This window comes from Kosakonia quasisacchari, assembly GCF_004331415.1.
Taxonomy (GTDB): Bacteria; Pseudomonadota; Gammaproteobacteria; order Enterobacterales; family Enterobacteriaceae; genus Kosakonia; species Kosakonia quasisacchari.
The window spans coordinates 48,879-68,144 of the sequence record NZ_SJOP01000003.1; the positions used below are offsets into that span (position 1 = coordinate 48,879).

A 19,266-nucleotide genomic window follows, 5' to 3' on the forward strand; every position below is an offset into this window, starting at 1 on the left:
CTGACTACAATAATCAATACGTTCAGCACGGCGAGAACGTCTATTTTTAACCGAACGATAAGGAGTCCATGATGAATAAAGACGAAGTCGGCGGTAACTGGAAGCAGTTTAAAGGCACTGTGAAAGAGAAATGGGGCAAACTCACCGATGACGATATGACGATCATTGAAGGTAAACGTGATCAGTTGGTGGGTAAAATCCAGGAACGTTACGGTTACGCGAAAGATCAGGCGGAAAAAGAAGTAACGGACTGGGAAACGCGTAATGATTACCGTTGGTAGCCAGCACATCCCCTCAAATGTGTTAACCCTCTGAAGGCTATCCTGCCCGAAGGTACAAGGATGTACCACCCCCCTCCAAATTTCACGTTCATCAGCACGAACGGCCTCCACTCGGCACTCGAGCTTTCACACTTTACGCTCTAGCCACATCTCTCTATCGCGTTTTATCAACGGTTGACCGACGCAGGTTCCCCCGACATTTGCTCGCTTGCCGCCTTTAGAATGCGAAATTTTTCGCGAAATGTTGTGTGTAATGAATAGCCAATAAAAGAGGTGATAAGTTAGCGCGGTTTTTTCTTTACCTGGACGCTATGATCATGGTGGCAGTGATCGTGATGTCGGCAGGCTTCCACTTCCACGCAGGCCGCGCATAAGCCATGTGCTTCAATCACATTATGCCGCAGGGCAAAGCCCATTTTCGCCGCCAGCGCATGCATAATATCTTCTACCCCTTCGGCCTGTTCTTCTTTCACTGAACCACAGCGATCGCAAATAAACATCGCAGAAGTGTGCGTCGGCTGGTCAAAAAGGTGGCACAGCACATAGCTGTTAGTGGACTCAACCTTGTGGACAAAGCCTTGCTCCAGCAGGAAATCAAGCGCGCGATAAACCGTCGGCGGTTTTGCTTGCGGCTCGCTTTCGCGCAGCAGATCGAGCAGATCATAAGCACTTATCGCGCTTTGTTGCAGGCTTAGTAATCGCAACACTTCAAGGCGCTGGGGAGTCAGGCGCACATTGCGCTGCGCACACAGCTTTTCAGCCTGCACTAACATCTCTTGCGAAGTGGTCTTATCCATTGGCGCTCTCTGGTCGATGAGAATAGAAACCCACACTTTACCATGTCCTGCCGGAAACGCCGAGATCGCCGCCCGTAAACTCCTTTCCACACTTTCCTTCCCGAAATGAATATCCTCTTCTATAAATATTGAGAGTTTCCTCAATAATTATAGCGTTCGTATATATCCTGTACGTTCACCTGATTTAGCTTCTTTTTTGGTCGTTGTTCGCAGCAATAGTGAATTCCTGTTTGTTTTAAAATAAACAGGTTTAAAAAACTCATCTGGCTACGAGACACATATTGTGAATAAAAAATGTAAATTTTCAGCGGTCGCTATCGCTGTCTCCTTCTTTGCGGCAAATCAAGCAGGAGCAGCCAATACCTGGGCAGAAGCACGTAACGATGCAATGGGAGGAACGGGTGTTGCATCGGCAAATTATGGTAGTGGAGCACTCATAAACCCGGCGCTGCTGGCGAAAGCCAAGCCGGAAGATAACGTCACGGTTATCCTGCCGAGCGTTCAGGCGCAAATTACCGACAAAGATAACCTTCGCGATGAAATTGATAACATCAATGACAAAATTGATGGTTACAAGAACGTGGTCGATAACCTGACCGCCGCGCAGATCATTGCCAACCCGATTGGCACAGTAAATCAGTTCCAGAGTGCGGCAAAAGACCTGGCTGACGAACTGGTGTTTCTGAAAGGCAAAACCGCGCAGGCTAAAGCTGCCGCTGGCCTTGCGGTCAGTATTCCGAACGATGTGCTCTCGCTGGCTTTTGTCACCAAAGCGTATGCGCACGCCCGCGTAAGCTCGAATATTGATCAGCAAGATATCGATTACCTGCGCAGCATCCAGAACAGTACCACGGTGGCTGCCGGTGAAGCGCTGGGCGCAGTGCTCTCGCCAAACGGTAGCGAAGAGATCACCAAAAACCTCAACTCCACCGCAGCGGGCCGTGCGGCAATCGTCTCCGACTTTGGTATCGCTATGGCGCGCCAGTTTGAAGTCGCTGGCGTGCCTCTATCCCTTGGTGTTACGCCGAAACTGCAAAAAACGTGGGTCTACAACTACACTGCCTCTATTTATGACTACAAAAGCAGTGACTTGAGAGACAGCCGTTATCGTACTGATGACACTGGCTTTAACATCGATGTTGGTGCTGCGGCGGACTTTGGTGAGAACATCACTGTTGGCTTAACCGGCACCAACCTTATCTCCCGCGATATCGATACTCAGGATATTCGTATTCGCAATGGTAGAACCGGTGAGATCACCAATTACAAAGACACCTACCAGATTAGCCCGGTGGTGACCGCTGGTGCGGCCTGGCACAACGATCTGGTGACATTAAGCGCCGACGGGGATTTAACTGAAACCAAAGGCTTTAAGAGCGAGAAAAACTCCCAATATGTGGGCGTCGGTGCGGAAGTTCGCCCGCTTAGCTGGCTGGCGGTGCGTGCCGGTTACCGCGCGGATGTGAAAGGCGATGATAAAAACGTCTTCACTGGCGGTGTCGGTTTTGCACCGTTTAACCGCGTCCATGTCGATTTGATGGGGCTGGTCGGTGAAGATGAAACATGGGGTGCTGGCGCGCAGTTGAGCGTCACCTTCTAAGGTTTAGCCGGAGGCGCTGCGCCTCCGGTTTTCCCTGTGCTATAGTAGCGCCCCTTTTTCATTCGATGCTTAAATATTCGCCATGCTGCCACACAATCAGTCCGCTACTTTTCCTGCCCATCGTTTCTCCATTGCGCCGATGCTCGACTGGACGGACAGACATTGCCGCTACTTCTTGCGCCTGCTGTCGCGCCAGACGTTGCTCTACACCGAAATGGTCACCACCGGTGCCATCATTCATGGTAAGGGCGATTACCTGGCGTACAGCGAAGAGGAACATCCGGTAGCGTTGCAGCTCGGCGGTAGCGATCCAGCGCAGCTTGCCCATTGTGCGAAGCTGGCTGAAGCGCGTGGTTATGATGAAATTAACCTCAATGTCGGGTGCCCGTCCGATCGTGTGCAGAATGGTCGTTTCGGCGCGTGCCTGATGGGCGAAGCTCAACTGGTGACAGACTGCATCAAAGCGATGCGTGATGTGGTGTCGATTCCAGTCACTGTCAAAACGCGTATTGGCATTGACGATCAGGACAGCTACGAATTTCTCTGCGACTTTATTGGCACCGTGGCCGGAAAAGGCGAGTGCGAAAGCTTTATCATCCATGCGCGCAAAGCGTGGCTTTCAGGGTTAAGCCCGAAAGAGAACCGGGAAATCCCGCCGCTGGATTACCCTCGCGTTTATCAGCTAAAACGTGATTTTCCGCACCTGACAATGGCGATTAACGGCGGTATCAAATCGCTGGAAGAAGCCAAAGCGCATCTGCAACATATGGATGGCGTGATGGTCGGTCGCGAAGCGTATCAGAACCCTGGTATTTTGGCGTCTGTCGACCGCGAGATCTTTGGTGCAGACGTAGCAGATGCCGATCTGGTTGCCGTGGTGCGCGCCATGTATCCCTACATCGAGCGCGAGCTGAGTCAGGGCGCGTATCTCGGGCATATTACTCGCCATATGCTGGGGCTGTTTCAGGGCATTCCCGGCGCGCGCCAGTGGCGTCGTTATCTGAGTGAAAATGCGCATAAAGCCGGTGCGGATATCGCGGTAGTGGAACACGCGCTCAACCTGGTGGCGTCAAAGCGTTAAAATTTCACCAAAAGGTAGTCAAATTCACTAAGCTCCGCCCTCTGTCACGGAGCTTTTTTATTGATAAATAAGTCAATTTTTCCTGGCATGGTTCTTGTAATAGCAACGAGAGTTACCTCTTTGGGAGATCCATCATGCTGGAATTACTGTTTATCGTGGGCTTTTTTATCATGTTGCTGGTGACCGGCGTTTCGCTACTGGGCATTATCGCTGCGCTGCTGGTGGCAACCGCCGTCATGTTCCTCGGTGGGCTTTTTGCTTTGATGATTAAGCTGTTACCCTGGCTGCTGCTGGCTGTCGCCGTTGTCTGGGTTATCCGTGCCGTGAAAGCACCGAAGGTCCCACGTTATCAACGCAATAACCGTTGGCGTTACTAAAGTATTGCGTGGTTCGTCACATACCGAAGACTTTTCCCGGAACATTGCTTAGAACCGAATAGGATTTACTTATTAAATCTGTCACTATCGCGACGTTAACGAATTCATCGTGCTGTACCCTACAATGCAGCCGAACAAAAAAAGAAAGGGCTTCCCACGGGAAGCCCTAATTCTTTCAGGTATTTAGCTTAAGGGATCAACAGGCTTGAGCCCTGCGTCGCCCGGCTTTCCAGCGCTTCATGCGCCTGTTGCGCATCTTTCAGCGCGAACTTCTGGCTCTCTGCCACATCCACTTTGATAACCCCGCTGGCAATCAGCGAAAACAGCTCATTACTGGCTTCCTGCAGCTCTTCCCGGTTGGTGACATAGCCATTGAGGGAAGGGCGCGTGGCGTAGAGCGAGCCTTTCTGGTTAAGAATGCCCAGATTAACGCCTGTCACTGGGCCGGAAGAGTTGCCAAAGCTCACCATCAGCCCGCGACGGCGCAGGCAATCAAGCGAGGTTTCCCAGGTGTCTTTCCCCACTGAGTCGTATACCACCGCGACCTTTTTGCCGCCGGTTAACTCTTTGACACGTTCCACTACATTCTCTTCGCTGTAGTTGATCACCTGCCAAGCGCCGGCCTGTAATGCGCGCTGCGCTTTTTGCGCGGAACCCACGGTACCAATCAGCTTCGCACCGAGCGCTTTTGCCCACTGGCAGGCAATCAGCCCGACGCCACCGGCGGCAGCGTGGAACAAGAACATTTCATCGGGCTTAATCTCATACGTTTTGCGCAGCAGATAAAACACCGTCAGCCCTTTCAGGAATGACGCCGCGGCTTGTTCAAAGGAGATAGCGTTCGGCAGCACTGCGACTTTATCCGCTAAAACGTTATGCACCGAGCTGTACGCGCCCAGACCTGATTGCGCATACACCACGCGATCGCCCACTTTCACCTGCGTAACACCGCTGCCCACTTTGCTTACCACGCCAGCCGCTTCGGTGCCCAGCCCACTGGGTAACGCTGGCGGTGGATATAACCCGCTACGGATATAGGTATCGATATAGTTGATACCAATGGCTTTATTTTCTACCTGCACTTCGTTTTCCGCTGGCGCTGCGGGGGTGAACTCAACCGCTTTAAGCACCTCAGGCCCACCATGCTTTTGAAATTCTATTCTCGTCGCCATGCTTCCTCCTGATGTGATAATCTCTCAACCCATTCATAACCCGGATAGCTCCATTCACTATGGCAGGAAATAAACCCTTCAACAAACAGACTGAACCCCGCGACGTACAGCTCGAGGGGATGAAAGTGCCTCCGCATTCTATTGAAGCGGAGCAGTCGGTGTTGGGCGGTTTAATGCTGGATAACGAGCGTTGGGATGATGTCGCTGAACGCGTCGTGGCGGATGATTTTTATACACGCCCGCACCGCCATATTTTTACCGAGATGCACCGTTTGCAGGAGATGGGCAAACCCATCGATCTGATAACGCTCGCGGAATCGCTGGAGCTACAGGGGCAACTGGACATCGTTGGCGGCTTCGCTTACCTGGCGGAGCTTTCCAAAAATACGCCAAGTGCGGCGAACATCAGTGCTTATGCCGATATCGTGCGCGAACGTGCGGTAGTGCGTGAAATGATTTCGGTGGCGAACGAAATCGCCAACGCTGGTTTCGATCCGCAGGGGCGCAGCAGTGAAGATCTGCTCGACCTTGCCGAATCCCGCGTTTTCAAAATTGCCGAAAGCCGTGCGAATAAAGACGAAGGTCCGAAAAACATCGCCGATGTGCTTGAAGCGACCGTTTCGCGCATCGAGCAGCTTTTCCAGCAGCCACACGACGGTGTAACCGGTGTTAACACGGGCTATGACGATCTCAATAAGAAGACGGCAGGTTTACAGCCGTCGGATTTGATCATTGTTGCGGCGCGTCCGTCGATGGGGAAAACGACATTTGCGATGAACCTCGTCGAAAACGCGGCAATGTTGCAGGATAAACCTGTATTAATCTTCAGTCTTGAGATGCCCTCCGAACAGATCATGATGCGTTCACTGGCCTCCCTTTCGCGTGTCGATCAGACGCGTATTCGTACCGGCCAACTGGACGACGAAGATTGGGCGCGCATCTCCGGCACCATGGGCATCCTGCTGGAAAAACGCAATATCTATATTGATGACTCTTCCGGCCTGACGCCGACGGAAGTCCGCTCCCGTGCGCGGCGTATCGCCCGCGAGCATGGTGGCATTGGGCTTATCATGATCGACTACCTGCAACTGATGCGTGTGCCGTCGTTGTCGGATAACCGTACGCTGGAAATCGCTGAAATCTCCCGCTCGCTAAAAGCGCTGGCGAAAGAGTTACAAGTGCCGGTGGTGGCGCTGTCGCAGCTTAACCGCTCACTGGAACAGCGCGCCGACAAACGCCCGGTAAACTCCGACTTGCGTGAATCCGGCTCCATCGAGCAGGACGCCGACTTGATCATGTTTATTTATCGTGACGAGGTTTATCACGAAAACAGTGACTTAAAAGGCATTGCAGAAATCATTATTGGTAAGCAGCGTAACGGGCCGATCGGTACCGTGCGTCTGACATTTAACGGGCAGTGGTCGCGCTTTGATAATTATGCCGGGCCACAATACGACGACGAATAAATCCTCTTCATCCTTCGCATTGCTGGGGCGTTGACTGCGCTCGTTCATCCCGGTTGCCTGGTTTACAAAACCGCCGGAATTCACGGGCTTGTCGTGTCCCTGCAGGCGAATGACGTTGACGATTGCTTGATAGGGTAATGTAAATGCAAGCGGCAACCGTAGTAGTTAACCGCCGCGCTCTGCGACACAATCTGCAACGCCTGCGTGAACTGGCTCCCGCCAGCCGCGTGGTTGCGGTCGTGAAAGCGAACGCCTATGGACACGGTCTTCTCGAGACCGCGCGAACGCTCCCCGATGCCGATGCTTTCGGCGTCTCCCGTCTTGAAGAAGCCCTGCAATTGCGCGCGGGCGGCATCACGCAACCGATTTTGCTGCTGGAAGGTTTCTTCGCCGCCAGCGACTTACCGTTGGTCGCTGAACACCAGCTTCATACCGTTATTCACAGTGTTGAACAGCTGGAAGCGCTGGAAACGGCGACGCTGACAGCGCCGGTAACTGTGTGGATGAAGCTCGATACCGGTATGCACCGACTTGGCGTACATCCGCACGAAGCCGAGGCGTTTTATGCGCGTTTGTCACAGTGCAAAAATGTGCGCCAGCCGGTCAACGTCGCCAGCCATTTTGCCCGCGCCGACGAGCCGGAATGCGGCGCAACAGAGCGCCAGCTTGATATTTTCACCTCGTTTACCAACGGCAAACCCGGCCTGCGTTCCATAGCCGCTTCCGGCGGTACGTTGCTGTGGCCGCAATCGCACTTCGACTGGGTTCGCCCTGGCATCATTTTGTACGGTGTTTCGCCGCTCGAGAGTAAGCCCTGGGGCAAGGATTTCGGCTTTCAGCCCGTAATGACCCTGACTTCGCAACTGATTGCCGTGCGCGAACATAATGCAGGCGATGCGGTGGGCTATGGCGGCACCTGGGAAAGTACGCGTGACACACGTTTAGGCGTAGTGGCCATGGGTTACGGCGATGGCTATCCGCGCGCTGCGCCTTCGGGTACGCCAGTGCTGATCAACGGTCGTGAAGTGCCGATTGTCGGGCGTGTGGCGATGGATATGATTTGCGTTGATCTCGGCCCGGATGCGCAAGACAAAGCTGGTGATGAAGTGGTGCTGTGGGGTGAAGGTTTGCCCGTTGAACGCATTGCTGAAGCAACAAAAGTGAGTGCTTACGAACTTATCACGCGCCTGACTTCGCGGGCGGCATTAAAATACATCGACTAAAAGGATTGCGCCTTGTCGCCAATGGAAATCGCCGCCTGCCTGGTTTATGCCCTCTCGGTATGGCTTGCCGCGCGCAATAACATGCACACCTGGTGGACGGGGATTATCGGCTGTGTGCTGTATGGCTGGGTGTTCTACTCCGTACAGCTCTACGCTGATGTCACTTTGCAACTGTTCTTTATCGCCAGCAGTGTTGCCGGATGGATCAACTGGCTGAAAGGCAACCACGGCAGCGAGTTGGCGGTGCGCAAAACGCCGCTTAACCATTTGTTGCTGATGTTAGCGGGCGCGCTGGTTGTCGCCGGGTGTTACGCCTGGCTGTTGCATAGGTTTACCAATGCGTGGTCGCCGTGGCTGGACTCCGCCATTATGGTTTTCAGCGTGCTCGCGCAATTTATGCTGATGGGGCGCAGGCTCGAGAGCTGGTATTTCTGGTTGCTGGTCAACACCATTGCTGTGCCGCTGTATGCCGCGCGCGATCTCTGGCTCACCGCAGGGTTGTATCTTGTCTTCTGGTGTAATGCCTGGCACGGTCTGTATCAGTGGCGCAAAGCGATGGCCGCGCGATGAAGCGCTTTGCCAGCGGGCTGGTTGTCGGAAAATTTGCGCCGCTGCACTGCGGCCACGAACGCTTGATCAACGCCGCGCTGGATCAGTGTGAGCGTCTCTGGATCGTCAGTTATTCCCGGCCGGAGTTGCCCGGCTGCGAGCCTGAAAAACGCGAGCGCTGGCTGCGTACGCGTTTCCCACAATGCGACATTCTGGTGCTAACGCCACAGCGCCTTGCTGACGCCGGGTTGCGCGCACCTCCGCATAACGACGCCGACGGCGATCTGCATCGTCACTATATGGCCGATATCTGTTTGCAGATTCTGCACTGCCAGCCACAGGCGGTGTTTACCGCCGAAGATTACGGCGACGGCTTTGCCCGTGTGCTCACTGAGCGCTTCTCCAGCCCCGTCACACATGTGCGTTTGCAGCGTGAGCAAGGAGATCAAGCGCCTTCTGGTACGCTGATTCGCAGCGATGTTCACCGCTGGCGGCAGATGTTAGCGCCTGTTGTTTACCGGGATTTCGTACAGCGTATTTGCCTGCTGGGCGGTGAATCGACTGGCAAAAGCACGCTGAGCATCGCACTGGCACAGGCGCTGGAGACGGCGTATGTCGCAGAATATGGCCGCGAGCGCTGGGATGAAAAGGGCGGTGAACTGGTTTATGACGATATGCTGCCGATTGCACAAACGCAGGTGCAGCGCGAAGAGGCCGCCGACGCCCGGCAGTGGCTGGTGTGCGACACGTCCCCGCTGACGACGCTGTTCTATACGTTGGCGATGTTTGGCAACGCGCCGGATGCGCTCTATGCGCTGGCACAGCGGCACTATCACCTTGCGGTGCTGTGCGAGGCCGATTTTCCATTTGTGCAGGATGGCACCCGCCAGGATGAAACCTTCCGCCAGCGCCAGCAGGCCTGGTACAACGAACAGCTGACGCAACGCGGCATTCCCTTTCTGCGAGTACGCGGTTCGGTAAGCGAACGCGTGGCGCAAATTCTCGCCGTGCTGCGCAGCTAAAGCGCTTATTTTTTAACACCGCTGTTACTGCTCTCGATCTTCCTTTGCTTCCGGTTTATTGTGGTGGTTCTTGCCTACTGTAAACCTGGAGAGTACACGCGTGTTTCAAAAAGTTGACGCCTACGCCGGAGACCCGATTCTGTCGTTAATGGAGCGCTTTAAAGAGGATCCTCGCAGCGACAAGGTCAATCTCAGCATCGGGCTGTATTACAACGAAGACGGCATTATCCCGCGTCTGCAGGCGGTTGCTGAAGCCGAAGCGCGCCTAAATGCGCAGCCTCACGGTGCATCGGTCTATCTGCCGATGGAAGGGCTAAACAGCTATCGCGACGCGATCGCTCCGCTGCTGTTCGGTGCAGAACATCCGGTACTGGCGCAAAAACGTGTTGCTACCATCCAGACATTAGGCGGCTCCGGTGCGCTGAAAGTCGGCGCAGATTTTCTGAAACGTTACTTTCCAGATTCCGGCGTGTGGGTCAGTGATCCAACCTGGGAAAACCATGTTGCGATATTTGAAGGTGCCGGGTTTGTAGTGAGTACTTACCCCTGGTACGACAGCGCCACGAATGGCGTGCGTTTTGATGCATTTCTGGAAAAACTGAACACCCTGGCCGCACAGAGCATTGTGCTGCTGCATCCCTGCTGCCATAACCCAACGGGTGCGGATCTGACGCACGCGCAATGGGACCAGGTGGTTGAGGTGTTGAAAGCGCGCAATCTGATCCCGTTCCTCGACATCGCCTACCAGGGCTTTGGCGCCGGAATGGAAGACGATGCTTACGCCATCCGCGCCGTTGCCCGCGCCGGACTGCCTGCGCTGGTCAGCAACTCATTTTCGAAAATTTTCTCGCTGTATGGCGAGCGCGTTGGCGGGCTTTCCGTGGTGTGTGACGACGCTGACGCCGCCAGCCGCGTGCTGGGGCAGCTCAAAGCCACCGTGCGCCGTAACTACTCCAGCCCGCCAAATTTTGGCGCACAACTGGTCGCGACAGTGCTTGGCGACGCAGGCCTGAAAGCCTCCTGGCTGGCAGAAGTGGAAGCCATGCGTACGCGCATTCTGGCGATGCGCCAGGAACTGGTCACCGTGCTGAAAGAGGCAGTACCAGGCGGGAATTTCGATTACCTGCTTAAACAGCGCGGTATGTTCAGTTATACCGGCCTGAGCGCAGCACAGGTCGATCGTCTGCGTGAAGAGTTTGGCGTTTACCTCATCGCCAGCGGTCGGATGTGCGTTGCTGGTCTTAACAGTCGCAACGTGCAGCGCGTGGCGCAAGCATTCGCCGCCGTAATGTAAGCGCCCACTTACTTTTCTTCATCCCCTGCGTGCCGCAGGGGATAATTTATGCACCCGCACTCGCTTATTCTCTGAATAATCGGCAAAAAATCCTTTTTTTCATCGGCTTCACAGGGTATGGTCTGGTAACATTTTGACCATTCGCACCATTTATAAAATATAACGAACTGATAATTTAGGGATAAATATGCGAAAGCTCATCCGCGCGCTCGGCGCGGTCTGCCTGTGGATAACGTTCAGCAGCACGGTTTACGCTTCGGCACCCACGCCGGTATCTGAAGGCACCAATGTTGCCAGACTCGCCGAACAGGCACCTGTTCACTGGGTTTCTGTGGCGCAAATTGAAAATTCTCTTATCGAACGCCCGCCAATGGCGGTCGGGTTTGATATTGACGACACGGTGCTATTTTCCAGCCCTGGTTTCTGGCGCGGTAAAAAAACCTGGTCGCCGGACAGCGAAGCCTATCTACAAAACCCGGCGTTTTGGGAAAAGATGAACAACGGCTGGGACGAATTCAGCATTCCGAAAGAAGTGGCCCGCCATCTAATTGCGATGCATGTAAAGCGCGGTGACAACATCTTTTTCATCACTGGACGTAGCCCGACAAAAACAGAAACGGTGAGTAAAACGCTCCAGGACGATTTTCTTATTCCTGCGGCCAATATGAACCCGGTGATTTTCGCCGGTGATAAGCCCGGCCAGAACAGCAAAACCCAGTGGCTGAAAGCAAATAAAATCCGTATTTTCTATGGCGATTCAGATAGCGATATTACCGCAGCGCGTGAAAGCGAAGCCCGGCCAATCCGCGTGCTACGTGCCTCAAATTCAACTTATCGCCCTTTACCGCAAGCGGGTGCGCTGGGTGAGGAAGTGATTGTGAATTCCGAGTATTAGCCCCGGCTTTCCTGTTTTGGCAACATGCTGCCACACTGACAAGAGTTCATTTTGCTGACAGGAGATAGGCATGTGGTATCAACAAACTCTTACGCTTGGCGCGAAGTCGCGCGGGTTTCATCTGGTGACGGACGAGGTACTTGGGCAACTTCGCGATATCTCCCGCATTAACGTTGGCTTGCTGCACTTGTTGCTGCAACATACCTCAGCTTCGCTCACCCTGAACGAAAATTGCGATCCCACCGTGCGCCACGATATGGAGCAGCATTTTCTAAAAGCCGTGCCGGACAACGCGCCGTATGAGCACGATTACGAAGGACCGGATGATATGCCGTCGCACATTAAATCCTCCCTGTTAGGCGTTTCTCTGCTGTTACCCGTGCAAAACGGGCGCGTGGTGCTGGGTACATGGCAGGGAATATGGCTTGGCGAACACCGCATTCACGGTGGCTCGCGCAAAATCATCGCCACGCTGCAGGGAGAGTAGCCGCTCCATCAAACCTCCATATACCCCGGTTATAAGCCTGCATAAAGACGTGTGGGTGCGTCTAATAACACGGGGTAGTTATGGTTTTACGGAATGTCTTCGCGTGGCTGTACGGTTGGGAACCGTGCGATTTCGCCACCTACAAAATGGTCTGGCAACAATTTGGCGGTTCTGTCTGTACACATCCGGATGTGTTGCAATTTTTAAGTGCTGAAACGGGGGCGAAGCTGGCTTTTTACGCTATTCGTCGCAAGCAGGTATACGTTGGCGCGTGTTACGCGGTGAAGGGTTCATTATCGCTACAGGACCGGCGTTATCCCTTTGTTTTCGATGACATCATGCTGCCGCTGCAAACGAAAAAAGTGAGCTATTTACCGGCTGTTACCAAGCGGTTGTCTCCGCATCATCATGCTGATTTTATGAATGTTTTATTCAGCCGCTACTTAAAGAACAAGATCTGCTATGTCAAAGAGAGCCTCTCGAAAGCGTCGCAGAAAAAACGCAACGGCGAAATGAAAAAATTTCTTGCTTGTGGCGGTGAAATTCGGTGGGTTGATGATTTTTCAGAGAGTGAACTGGCCGACATTTATATCGACGTGTTCAAGCAGCGCTGGCAGGGTAAAATTTACTGTTTTGCGCGTGATGACTTAATCAGAACATTTGCCGCATTGCGACATTTACTCTTCGGCGCTGTGTTGTTTATTCATGGTCGCCCCTGCGCGTTTGATATTATTTTTATGGCCGAGTGTGATGGCTATTTTTATTTTGATGATATCAATGGTGGATATTCGCAAGACTACCCTGAGTTTAATTTGGGTAGTATTTTATTGTGGATAAATGTCTGCAAAGCCAAAGATCTCTGCACCGCAAAAGAGAAAACATTTAAATTTTCTCTGGGTGTCTATAAAGATTACTGGCACTACAAAAAACAGTGGTGTGAAATCCTTTCATTGGGCCGGACGCTGTTTTAATGAATGCTCCTGGCGGTGGTGATCCCCCGCCGGGAGCTTGTTTTTCAACATTAATCTCCCAGCCGATAGCCAAAGCCGCGTACACACTCAGGTACATTAACAATGCCCGCCTGCTGGATCTTCTTTCTTAATTTGCTGACATGGCTATCCACGGTGCGATCGCAGGCATTACCCTCTGGCATGCAAGAATTCATAATCTCTTCGCGTGTAAAGATGCGCTGCGGGTAGCGAATTAAATGCATCAATATCTTAAACTCTGTTGAGGTTAAATCGGTAGATAAATCCATTTTCTTCGGACCAACGTAAACCTGATGCGTTATTTTATTAATTTCAATATTTCTGGTTTTATAAAGTTTCAGATTTTCACGGGCGTGATATTGCGGGATTCTTTTTAAAATAACATGCACCCTGGCAACTAATTCCTCCGGGTTGAACGGTTTCATTAGAAAATCATCAGCACCCGTTTTTAACGCCAGGACTTTATCCGCGTCGGTGTCCATCGCGGTCAGCATCATAATGGGGATATCGGTGGTCTGGCGTAGTTCCATCAGGACTTGCCAGCCATCCTTTTTCGGCATTTTGATATCCAGAATAATAAAATCAGGTTGATATTGTTCCGCCATCCTGAGCGCTTTTTCGCCATCAGGGGCATGAATCACCGTGAACTTGTCGTGTTCAAGGTAAGCAATAATAACACCGGCAACATCACTATCATCTTCAGCGACAAGCACGGTTTTCTTCTCGCCATGTAATATGCTCATCAGGCATCTCCGGGAGTTTTCTCTTTTATCCGCAATCAACTGCACATCAATGCGCGTCTTTTATCTCATTGAAAAAAATGGGAAAAATAACTGCTGCTTTCTATTTGTAACTATTTGTCACTCTAAAACACAAAAGGTTCCGGCGTTCTTTATTCTGTTTAGGTTGTGTTGATCTTCAGGTTTTGTAACGGCCCACGATTTTTTTGTCGATACACTACGCTTAAATGACGTATTTGTGCCGACCGTGACATTCCACCACGACATGACAAGGAGAAGAAAAAGTGACAATTTCCGAGTTACTGCAATATTGCATGGCGAAGCCTGGCGCTGAACAGAGCGTGCACAGCGACTGGAAAGCAACGCAAATCAAAGTTGCGGATGTGCTGTTCGCGATGGTGAAAGAGGTGGAAGGGCGACCGGCAGCATCGCTGAAAGCGAGTCCCGAACTCGCGGATTTGCTGCGCCAGCAGCATAAAGATGTGCGCCCCAGCCGCCATTTGAATAAAGCGCACTGGAGCACCGTTTACCTTGATGGTTCGTTACCGGATTCGCAGATTTACTACCTGGTGGATGCGTCGTATCAGCAGGCGATTGAGCTGGTGCCGGAACAGGTCCGGCACCAGCTCTCCGTGTGATTATTTCAGCATCGGTTTGAGGAAGCGCGCCGTGTGAGAGGCTTCGCATTCGGCGACCGTTTCCGGCGTGCCAGAGACCAGGATCTCGCCCCCGCCGCTGCCGCCTTCCGGGCCGAGGTCGACAATCCAGTCCGCCGTTTTAATCACGTCCAGGTTGTGCTCAATCACCACAATAGTGTTGCCCTGATCCCGCAACTGATGCAGCACGTCCAGCAACTGCTGGATATCAGCAAAGTGCAGGCCGGTGGTCGGTTCGTCGAGGATGTAGAGTGTCTGCCCGGTGCCGCGTTTCGACAGTTCGCGCGCCAGCTTCACGCGCTGGGCTTCACCGCCGGAAAGGGTGGTGGCAGACTGACCAAGACGGATATAGGTCAGGCCAACATCCATCAGCGTTTGCAGCTTACGCGCTAGCGCCGGAACGGCATCGAAGAACTCGCGTGCTTCTTCGATAGTCATATCCAGCACTTCATGGATGGTCTTGCCTTTGTATTTGATTTCCAGCGTTTCGCGGTTGTAGCGCTTGCCTTTGCACTGGTCACACGGCACGTAAATATCCGGTAGAAAGTGCATCTCAACCTTGATCACGCCGTCACCCTGACAGGCTTCGCAGCGACCGCCGCGCACGTTAAAGCTGAAGCGCCCCGGCGTGTAACCGCGCGAGCGGGACTCCGGCACACCGGCAAACAACTCACGTACTGGCGTAAAGACGCCGGTATAGGTTGCCGGGTTGGAACGCGGCGTGCGCCCAATTGGGCTCTGATCGATATCGATCACTTTGTCGAAATGCTCCAGCCCCTGCACATCGCGATATGGCGCAGGTTCAGCGATGGTTGCACCGTTCAACTGACGCTGGGCGATAGGGAACAGCGTATCGTTGATCAAGGTCGATTTACCGGAACCGGAAACGCCGGTGATACAGGTGAACAGGCCCACCGGTAGTGTCAGCGTCACGTCTTTCAGGTTGTTACCGCGCGCGCCAGTCAATTTCAGCACTTTTTCCGGATCGGCTTTCACGCGTTGTTTCGGCAGCTCAATTTTACGTTTACCGCTCATGTACTGCCCGGTTAGGGATTCCGGCACCGCCATGATGGCATCCAGCGTCCCTTCCGCCACCACCTGACCGCCGTGTACACCCGCACCAGGGCCGATGTCGATGACATGGTCGGCGGCGCGAATAGCGTCTTCGTCGTGTTCGACGACAATCACCGTGTTACCGAGGTTACGCAGATGGATAAGCGTGCCGAGCAGACGTTCGTTATCGCGCTGATGCAGGCCGATTGACGGCTCATCCAGCACGTACATGACGCCTACCAGACCCGCGCCAATCTGGCTTGCCAGACGAATGCGCTGTGCTTCGCCGCCGGAGAGCGTTTCCGCCGAGCGTGAAAGCGTCAGGTAGTTCAGGCCGACGTTTACCAGGAACTTCAGGCGATCGCCAATCTCTTTCAGCACTTTTTCGGCGATTTTTGCCCGCTGGCCGGAAAGTTTCAGATTGTTGAAGAAGTCCATCGCATGGCCGATGCTCATATCGGAAATGGTCGGCAATGGCGTGTTTTCGACAAAGACGTGGCGCGCTTCGCGACGCAGACGCGTCCCTTCACAAGAAGCGCACGGGCGATTGCTGATAAACTTCGCCAGCTCTTCACGTACCGCGCTGGATTCCGTCTCTTTGTAACGGCGCTCCATGTTATGCAGCACGCCTTCGAACGGATGGCGACGTACGGAAGTATCGCCACGATCGTTCATGTATTTGAACTCAATCGACTCTTTACCGGAACCAAACAGCACCACTTTCTGCACGTTAGCGTTCAGGCTTTCCCACGGCGCTTCCACGTCGAATTTGTAGTGTTCCGCCAGCGATTTCAGCATCTGGAAATAGTAGAAGTTGCGGCGATCCCAGCCGCGGATCGCGCCGCCGGCCAGCGACAGCTCCGGGTTCTGGATCACGCGATCCGGATCGAAATATTGCTGCACGCCCAGACCGTCACAAGTCGGGCATGCGCCCGCCGGGTTATTGAACGAGAACAGACGCGGTTCCAGCTCGCGCATGCTGTAGCCGCAAATCGGACAGGCAAAGTTGGCGGAGAACAGCAATTCTTCGGCGGTCGGCTCGTCCATATCGGCAACTACTGCCGTGCCGCCGGAAAGCTCCAGTGCGGTTTCAAATGATTCCGCCAGGCGCTGGGCGAGGTCTTCGCGTACTTTAAAACGGTCAATCACCACTTCAATGGTGTGTTTCTTTTGCAGCTCGAGGCTTGGCGGATCGGAGAGATCGCACACTTCGCCGTCGATACGCGCACGGATATAACCCTGGCTTGCGAGGTTTTCCAGCGTTTTGGTGTGCTCGCCTTTACGCTCTTTGATAACCGGCGCCAGCAGCATCAGGCGCTTGCCTTCCGGCTGCGACAACACGTTATCCACCATCTGGCTCACGGTTTGCGCCGCCAGCGGAACGTCGTGATCCGGGCAGCGCGGTTCGCCGACGCGGGCGAACAGCAGACGCAGATAATCGTGAATTTCCGTAATCGTGCCGACGGTGGAACGCGGGTTGTGGGATGTCGATTTTTGTTCAATAGAAATGGCGGGCGACAAACCTTCAATGTGGTCAACGTCCGGTTTTTCCATCAGCGACAGGAACTGACGCGCATACGCGGAGAGTGATTCAACGTAACGACGCTGCCCTTCGGCATAGAGTGTGTCGAAAGCCAGTGAGGACTTACCAGAACCCGACAGCCCGGTGACGACAATCAGTTTGTCGCGAGGGATGACGAGGTTGATGTTTTTGAGATTATGGGTGCGGGCGCCCCGTACTTCTATCTTATCCAATCCATTCACCTTTTACCCGGAGGAACACTTTTTTGCCTGGTGTGTTTGAAGGACAACCAGCGGTCAGAAACGGCTAATTATGACACAATTTAACCTGAATGAATATACAGTATTCGCATGCATCTTCGCTTCGGGTATGTCAAACTTGGCGCGCGGCGATTATCTGGAATCCTCCTCGCAGCTATCTAAGTGTGGCTTTGTAATGCTACAATCGCGCGTTTACACTACTAAGAATCAAGCAACGTTTTCAGGAGACACAATATGGCCAGCAGAGGCGTAAACAAGGTGATTCTCGTCGGTAATCTGGGCCAGGACCCGGAAGTACGCTATATGCCGAGTGGTGGCGCAGTTGCCAACATTACGCTGGCTACTTCCGAATCCTGGCGTGACAAGCAGACCGGCGAAACCAAAGAGCAGACCGAATGGCACCGCGTTGTGCTGTTTGGCAAACTGGCGGAAGTGGCCGGTGAGTACCTGCGTAAAGGCTCTCAGGTTTATATCGAAGGTCAACTGCGTACGCGCAAATGGACTGACCAGTCCGGTCAGGAAAAATACACCACTGAAGTGGTGGTTAACGTTGGCGGCACTATGCAGATGTTGGGTGGACGTCAGGGTGGCGGCGCACCGGCAGGCGGCGGTCAGCAGCAGGGCGGTTGGGGTCAGCCTCAGCAGCCGCAGCAGGGTGGCAATCAGTTCAGTGGCGGCGCGCAGTCTCGCCCGCAGCAACAGTCTGCACCGGCACCGTCTAACGAACCGCCGATGGATTTTGACGACGACATTCCGTTCTGATTTGCGTGACTCCGCAAACTAAAACCCCGCTTGTCGGGGTTTTTTTATGTGCTGTACTCGCTGTGCTGGCGCAGCAATATCGCCGAAATGGTGGCCTCCGCACCGCCTGTGGCAAGCATCCAATACGCTGCGCATCAGCTTTGCGTGGTGTCGAACACCAGTCCAAACGAAACGAATGTCAGTGTGACCTGGCGCCAGCGGCATAAAAAACCCCGCGTTGCGGGGTTTTACCATTCAGCGACTCCGCACTACTTCGACACATCCGCGCCGAAGTATTTCTGCGAGATGCGTTGATAAGTGCCGTCGGCTTTGATCTCTTCCAGGGCTTTATCAATGGCGGCTTTCAGTTGCGGGTTGCCTTTACGGAACAACACGCCGGATTTCTCTGCGTCAGTCTGCGTGGCGACAATTTTCACCGGCGCGTCTGGTTTATGTTTTTTGAAATCCAGGAATGACAGGTTGTCGTTGATGGTCGCATCGGCGCGGCCCTGCACCACCAAATCCACAGACTGGTTAAAGCCGTCGGTGGCAACGATCTCCGCGCCATATTTGCGGGCGATCTGCGCATAGTTGCTGGTCAGCGTATGGGCGGATTTTTTGCCTTTTAAATCCTCGAAACGGGTGATTGCCGTGTTTTTGCTGTTAACGATCAGCACCGCTTTAGAGGCGATATACGGCTCGGAGAAGTCATATTTTTTCTGGCGTTCCGGCGTAATGCCCACCTGGTTTATCACCGCGTCGTAGCGGTTGGCGTCGATACCGGCGATCAGGCCATCCCATTTGCCTTCAACAAACTGGGCATTTACTTTCAGGCGCTTAGCGATCTCCTGACCAATTTCGACATCAAACCCTTCCAGCTTGCCGGCGGCGTTATGAAAAGTGAACGGCGGATAAGTCCCTTCGGTGCCAATTTTTAACACCCCGGCGGATTGAATTTTTGCCAGCTCATCCTGCGCCTGTGCCGCGTGAGCAAAGCCCAGTTGCAAAACCCCTGCGACCACCAGTGTTGCGAATGCCTTCATCTGCGTTACCCCGTAAAT

The 19,266-nt window shown here is 53.5% G+C and carries 19 protein-coding genes; 14 read left to right on the top strand and 5 right to left on the bottom strand.

Translation table 11 applies throughout. From position 1 onward, the window contains the following. Nucleotides 1–71: 71 nt before the first annotated feature. The gene (locus tag E0L21_RS04055) at nucleotides 72–281 is read left to right on the top strand and encodes a CsbD family protein (RefSeq protein WP_007372427.1); all 210 of its coding nucleotides are present in this window, start codon (nucleotides 72–74) and stop codon (nucleotides 279–281) included. Between the two features lie 281 nt (nucleotides 282–562). Here E0L21_RS04055 and zur read toward each other — a convergent pair whose 3' ends face one another. Continuing rightward, nucleotides 563–1,078 (bottom strand): zinc uptake transcriptional repressor Zur, encoded by a 516-nt coding sequence (gene zur, locus E0L21_RS04060; RefSeq protein ID WP_131407425.1) that lies wholly within the window; start codon nucleotides 1,076–1,078, stop codon nucleotides 563–565. A 283-nt stretch (nucleotides 1,079–1,361) separates the two neighbouring features. Between zur and traF the strand changes: the two genes are divergently transcribed. The 3 genes from traF to pspG all read left to right on the top strand — a co-directional run bounded on the left by traF (nucleotide 1,362) and on the right by pspG (nucleotide 4,136). Continuing rightward, nucleotides 1,362–2,678, top strand: a complete 1,317-nt coding sequence (traF, locus tag E0L21_RS04065; protein WP_131407011.1) for a conjugal transfer protein TraF — start codon at nucleotides 1,362–1,364, stop codon at nucleotides 2,676–2,678. Between the two features lie 82 nt (nucleotides 2,679–2,760). Further along, entirely contained in the window at nucleotides 2,761–3,759 is a 999-nt protein-coding gene (dusA, locus tag E0L21_RS04070; protein ID WP_131407013.1) for a tRNA dihydrouridine(20/20a) synthase DusA, read from the top strand. Between the two features lie 134 nt (nucleotides 3,760–3,893). Further along, nucleotides 3,894–4,136 carry an envelope stress response protein PspG gene (gene pspG, locus E0L21_RS04075; protein ID WP_131407015.1) on the top strand — a complete coding sequence of 81 codons (243 nt, stop codon included), beginning with the start codon at nucleotides 3,894–3,896 and terminating at the stop codon, nucleotides 4,134–4,136. 188 nt (nucleotides 4,137–4,324) lie between these two features. On the opposite strand, the gene E0L21_RS04080 is transcribed toward pspG, so the two are convergent. Further along, the gene (locus tag E0L21_RS04080; RefSeq protein ID WP_131407017.1) at nucleotides 4,325–5,308 is read right to left on the bottom strand and encodes a quinone oxidoreductase; all 984 of its coding nucleotides are present in this window, start codon (nucleotides 5,306–5,308) and stop codon (nucleotides 4,325–4,327) included. A gap of 59 nt (nucleotides 5,309–5,367) precedes the next feature. On the opposite strand from E0L21_RS04080, the gene dnaB reads away from it, so the two are divergent. The 8 genes from dnaB to E0L21_RS04120 all read left to right on the top strand — a co-directional run bounded on the left by dnaB (nucleotide 5,368) and on the right by E0L21_RS04120 (nucleotide 13,215). Continuing rightward, nucleotides 5,368–6,774: a replicative DNA helicase gene (dnaB, locus tag E0L21_RS04085; RefSeq protein WP_131407019.1), complete on the top strand. Its 1,407-nt coding sequence runs from the start codon at nucleotides 5,368–5,370 to the stop codon at nucleotides 6,772–6,774. 143 nt (nucleotides 6,775–6,917) lie between these two features. Beyond that, nucleotides 6,918–7,997, top strand: a complete 1,080-nt coding sequence (gene alr / locus E0L21_RS04090; RefSeq protein WP_131407021.1) for an alanine racemase — start codon at nucleotides 6,918–6,920, stop codon at nucleotides 7,995–7,997. A 12-nt stretch (nucleotides 7,998–8,009) separates the two neighbouring features. Continuing rightward, nucleotides 8,010–8,567, top strand: a complete 558-nt coding sequence (pnuC, locus tag E0L21_RS04095) for a nicotinamide riboside transporter PnuC (RefSeq protein ID WP_170312049.1) — start codon at nucleotides 8,010–8,012, stop codon at nucleotides 8,565–8,567. After that, complete coding sequence (locus E0L21_RS04100; protein ID WP_131407429.1) at nucleotides 8,564–9,568, top strand: AAA family ATPase; 1,005 nt, start codon at nucleotides 8,564–8,566, stop codon at nucleotides 9,566–9,568. The genes pnuC and E0L21_RS04100 overlap by 4 nt, the downstream gene beginning before the upstream one ends. Before the next feature lie 100 nt (nucleotides 9,569–9,668). After that, nucleotides 9,669–10,862: an aromatic amino acid transaminase gene (gene tyrB / locus E0L21_RS04105; RefSeq protein ID WP_131407023.1), complete on the top strand. Its 1,194-nt coding sequence runs from the start codon at nucleotides 9,669–9,671 to the stop codon at nucleotides 10,860–10,862. A gap of 187 nt (nucleotides 10,863–11,049) precedes the next feature. Next, nucleotides 11,050–11,757, top strand: coding sequence for an acid phosphatase AphA (gene aphA, locus E0L21_RS04110; protein WP_131407025.1), 708 nt, complete (start codon nucleotides 11,050–11,052; stop codon nucleotides 11,755–11,757). Nucleotides 11,758–11,827: 70 nt separating this feature from the next. Next, on the top strand, nucleotides 11,828–12,244 hold the full coding sequence (locus E0L21_RS04115; protein WP_131407027.1) for a secondary thiamine-phosphate synthase enzyme YjbQ: 417 nt from the start codon (nucleotides 11,828–11,830) through the stop codon (nucleotides 12,242–12,244). An 80-nt stretch (nucleotides 12,245–12,324) separates the two neighbouring features. Continuing rightward, nucleotides 12,325–13,215, top strand: a complete 891-nt coding sequence (locus tag E0L21_RS04120; RefSeq protein ID WP_131407029.1) for a GNAT family protein — start codon at nucleotides 12,325–12,327, stop codon at nucleotides 13,213–13,215. Nucleotides 13,216–13,265: 50 nt separating this feature from the next. Here the strand turns inward: E0L21_RS04120 and E0L21_RS04125 are convergent, their stop codons facing one another. Next, nucleotides 13,266–13,976, bottom strand: a complete 711-nt coding sequence (locus E0L21_RS04125) for a response regulator (RefSeq protein ID WP_131407031.1) — start codon at nucleotides 13,974–13,976, stop codon at nucleotides 13,266–13,268. Between the two features lie 281 nt (nucleotides 13,977–14,257). Here E0L21_RS04125 and E0L21_RS04130 point away from each other — a divergent pair, with 281 nt between their 5' ends. Continuing rightward, nucleotides 14,258–14,611, top strand: coding sequence for an MmcQ/YjbR family DNA-binding protein (locus E0L21_RS04130; protein WP_131407033.1), 354 nt, complete (start codon nucleotides 14,258–14,260; stop codon nucleotides 14,609–14,611). Here E0L21_RS04130 and uvrA read toward each other — a convergent pair whose 3' ends face one another. Then, nucleotides 14,612–17,437: an excinuclease ABC subunit UvrA gene (gene uvrA / locus E0L21_RS04135; protein WP_131407035.1), complete on the bottom strand. Its 2,826-nt coding sequence runs from the start codon at nucleotides 17,435–17,437 to the stop codon at nucleotides 14,612–14,614. It lies immediately after the preceding gene. A 261-nt stretch (nucleotides 17,438–17,698) separates the two neighbouring features. Between uvrA and ssb1 the strand changes: the two genes are divergently transcribed. Further along, complete coding sequence (gene ssb1, locus E0L21_RS04145) at nucleotides 17,699–18,226, top strand: single-stranded DNA-binding protein SSB1 (protein WP_131407037.1); 528 nt, start codon at nucleotides 17,699–17,701, stop codon at nucleotides 18,224–18,226. 248 nt (nucleotides 18,227–18,474) lie between these two features. Here ssb1 and E0L21_RS04150 read toward each other — a convergent pair whose 3' ends face one another. Then, nucleotides 18,475–19,248, bottom strand: a complete 774-nt coding sequence (locus tag E0L21_RS04150) for an amino acid ABC transporter substrate-binding protein (protein ID WP_131407039.1) — start codon at nucleotides 19,246–19,248, stop codon at nucleotides 18,475–18,477. Between the last annotated feature and the right edge of the window lie 18 nt (nucleotides 19,249–19,266).

Bases quoted from the DNA above. Each gene is read 5' to 3' on its own strand.
- E0L21_RS04115 (WP_131407027.1), top strand. From the start codon at position 11,828: ATGTGGTATCAACAAACTCTTACGCTTGGCGCGAAGTCGCGCGGGTTT.
- E0L21_RS04100 (WP_131407429.1), top strand. From the start codon at position 8,564: ATGAAGCGCTTTGCCAGCGGGCTGGTTGTCGGAAAATTTGCGCCGCTG.
- ssb1 (WP_131407037.1), top strand. From the start codon at position 17,699: ATGGCCAGCAGAGGCGTAAACAAGGTGATTCTCGTCGGTAATCTGGGC.
- E0L21_RS04080 (WP_131407017.1), bottom strand. From the start codon at position 5,308: ATGGCGACGAGAATAGAATTTCAAAAGCATGGTGGGCCTGAGGTGCTT.
- E0L21_RS04150 (WP_131407039.1), bottom strand. From the start codon at position 19,248: ATGAAGGCATTCGCAACACTGGTGGTCGCAGGGGTTTTGCAACTGGGC.
- aphA (WP_131407025.1), top strand. From the start codon at position 11,050: ATGCGAAAGCTCATCCGCGCGCTCGGCGCGGTCTGCCTGTGGATAACG.
- pspG (WP_131407015.1), top strand. From the start codon at position 3,894: ATGCTGGAATTACTGTTTATCGTGGGCTTTTTTATCATGTTGCTGGTG.
- dusA (WP_131407013.1), top strand. From the start codon at position 2,761: ATGCTGCCACACAATCAGTCCGCTACTTTTCCTGCCCATCGTTTCTCC.
- E0L21_RS04055 (WP_007372427.1), top strand. From the start codon at position 72: ATGAATAAAGACGAAGTCGGCGGTAACTGGAAGCAGTTTAAAGGCACT.
- E0L21_RS04125 (WP_131407031.1), bottom strand. From the start codon at position 13,976: ATGAGCATATTACATGGCGAGAAGAAAACCGTGCTTGTCGCTGAAGAT.
- zur (WP_131407425.1), bottom strand. From the start codon at position 1,078: ATGGATAAGACCACTTCGCAAGAGATGTTAGTGCAGGCTGAAAAGCTG.
- dnaB (WP_131407019.1), top strand. From the start codon at position 5,368: ATGGCAGGAAATAAACCCTTCAACAAACAGACTGAACCCCGCGACGTA.
- alr (WP_131407021.1), top strand. From the start codon at position 6,918: ATGCAAGCGGCAACCGTAGTAGTTAACCGCCGCGCTCTGCGACACAAT.
- E0L21_RS04120 (WP_131407029.1), top strand. From the start codon at position 12,325: ATGGTTTTACGGAATGTCTTCGCGTGGCTGTACGGTTGGGAACCGTGC.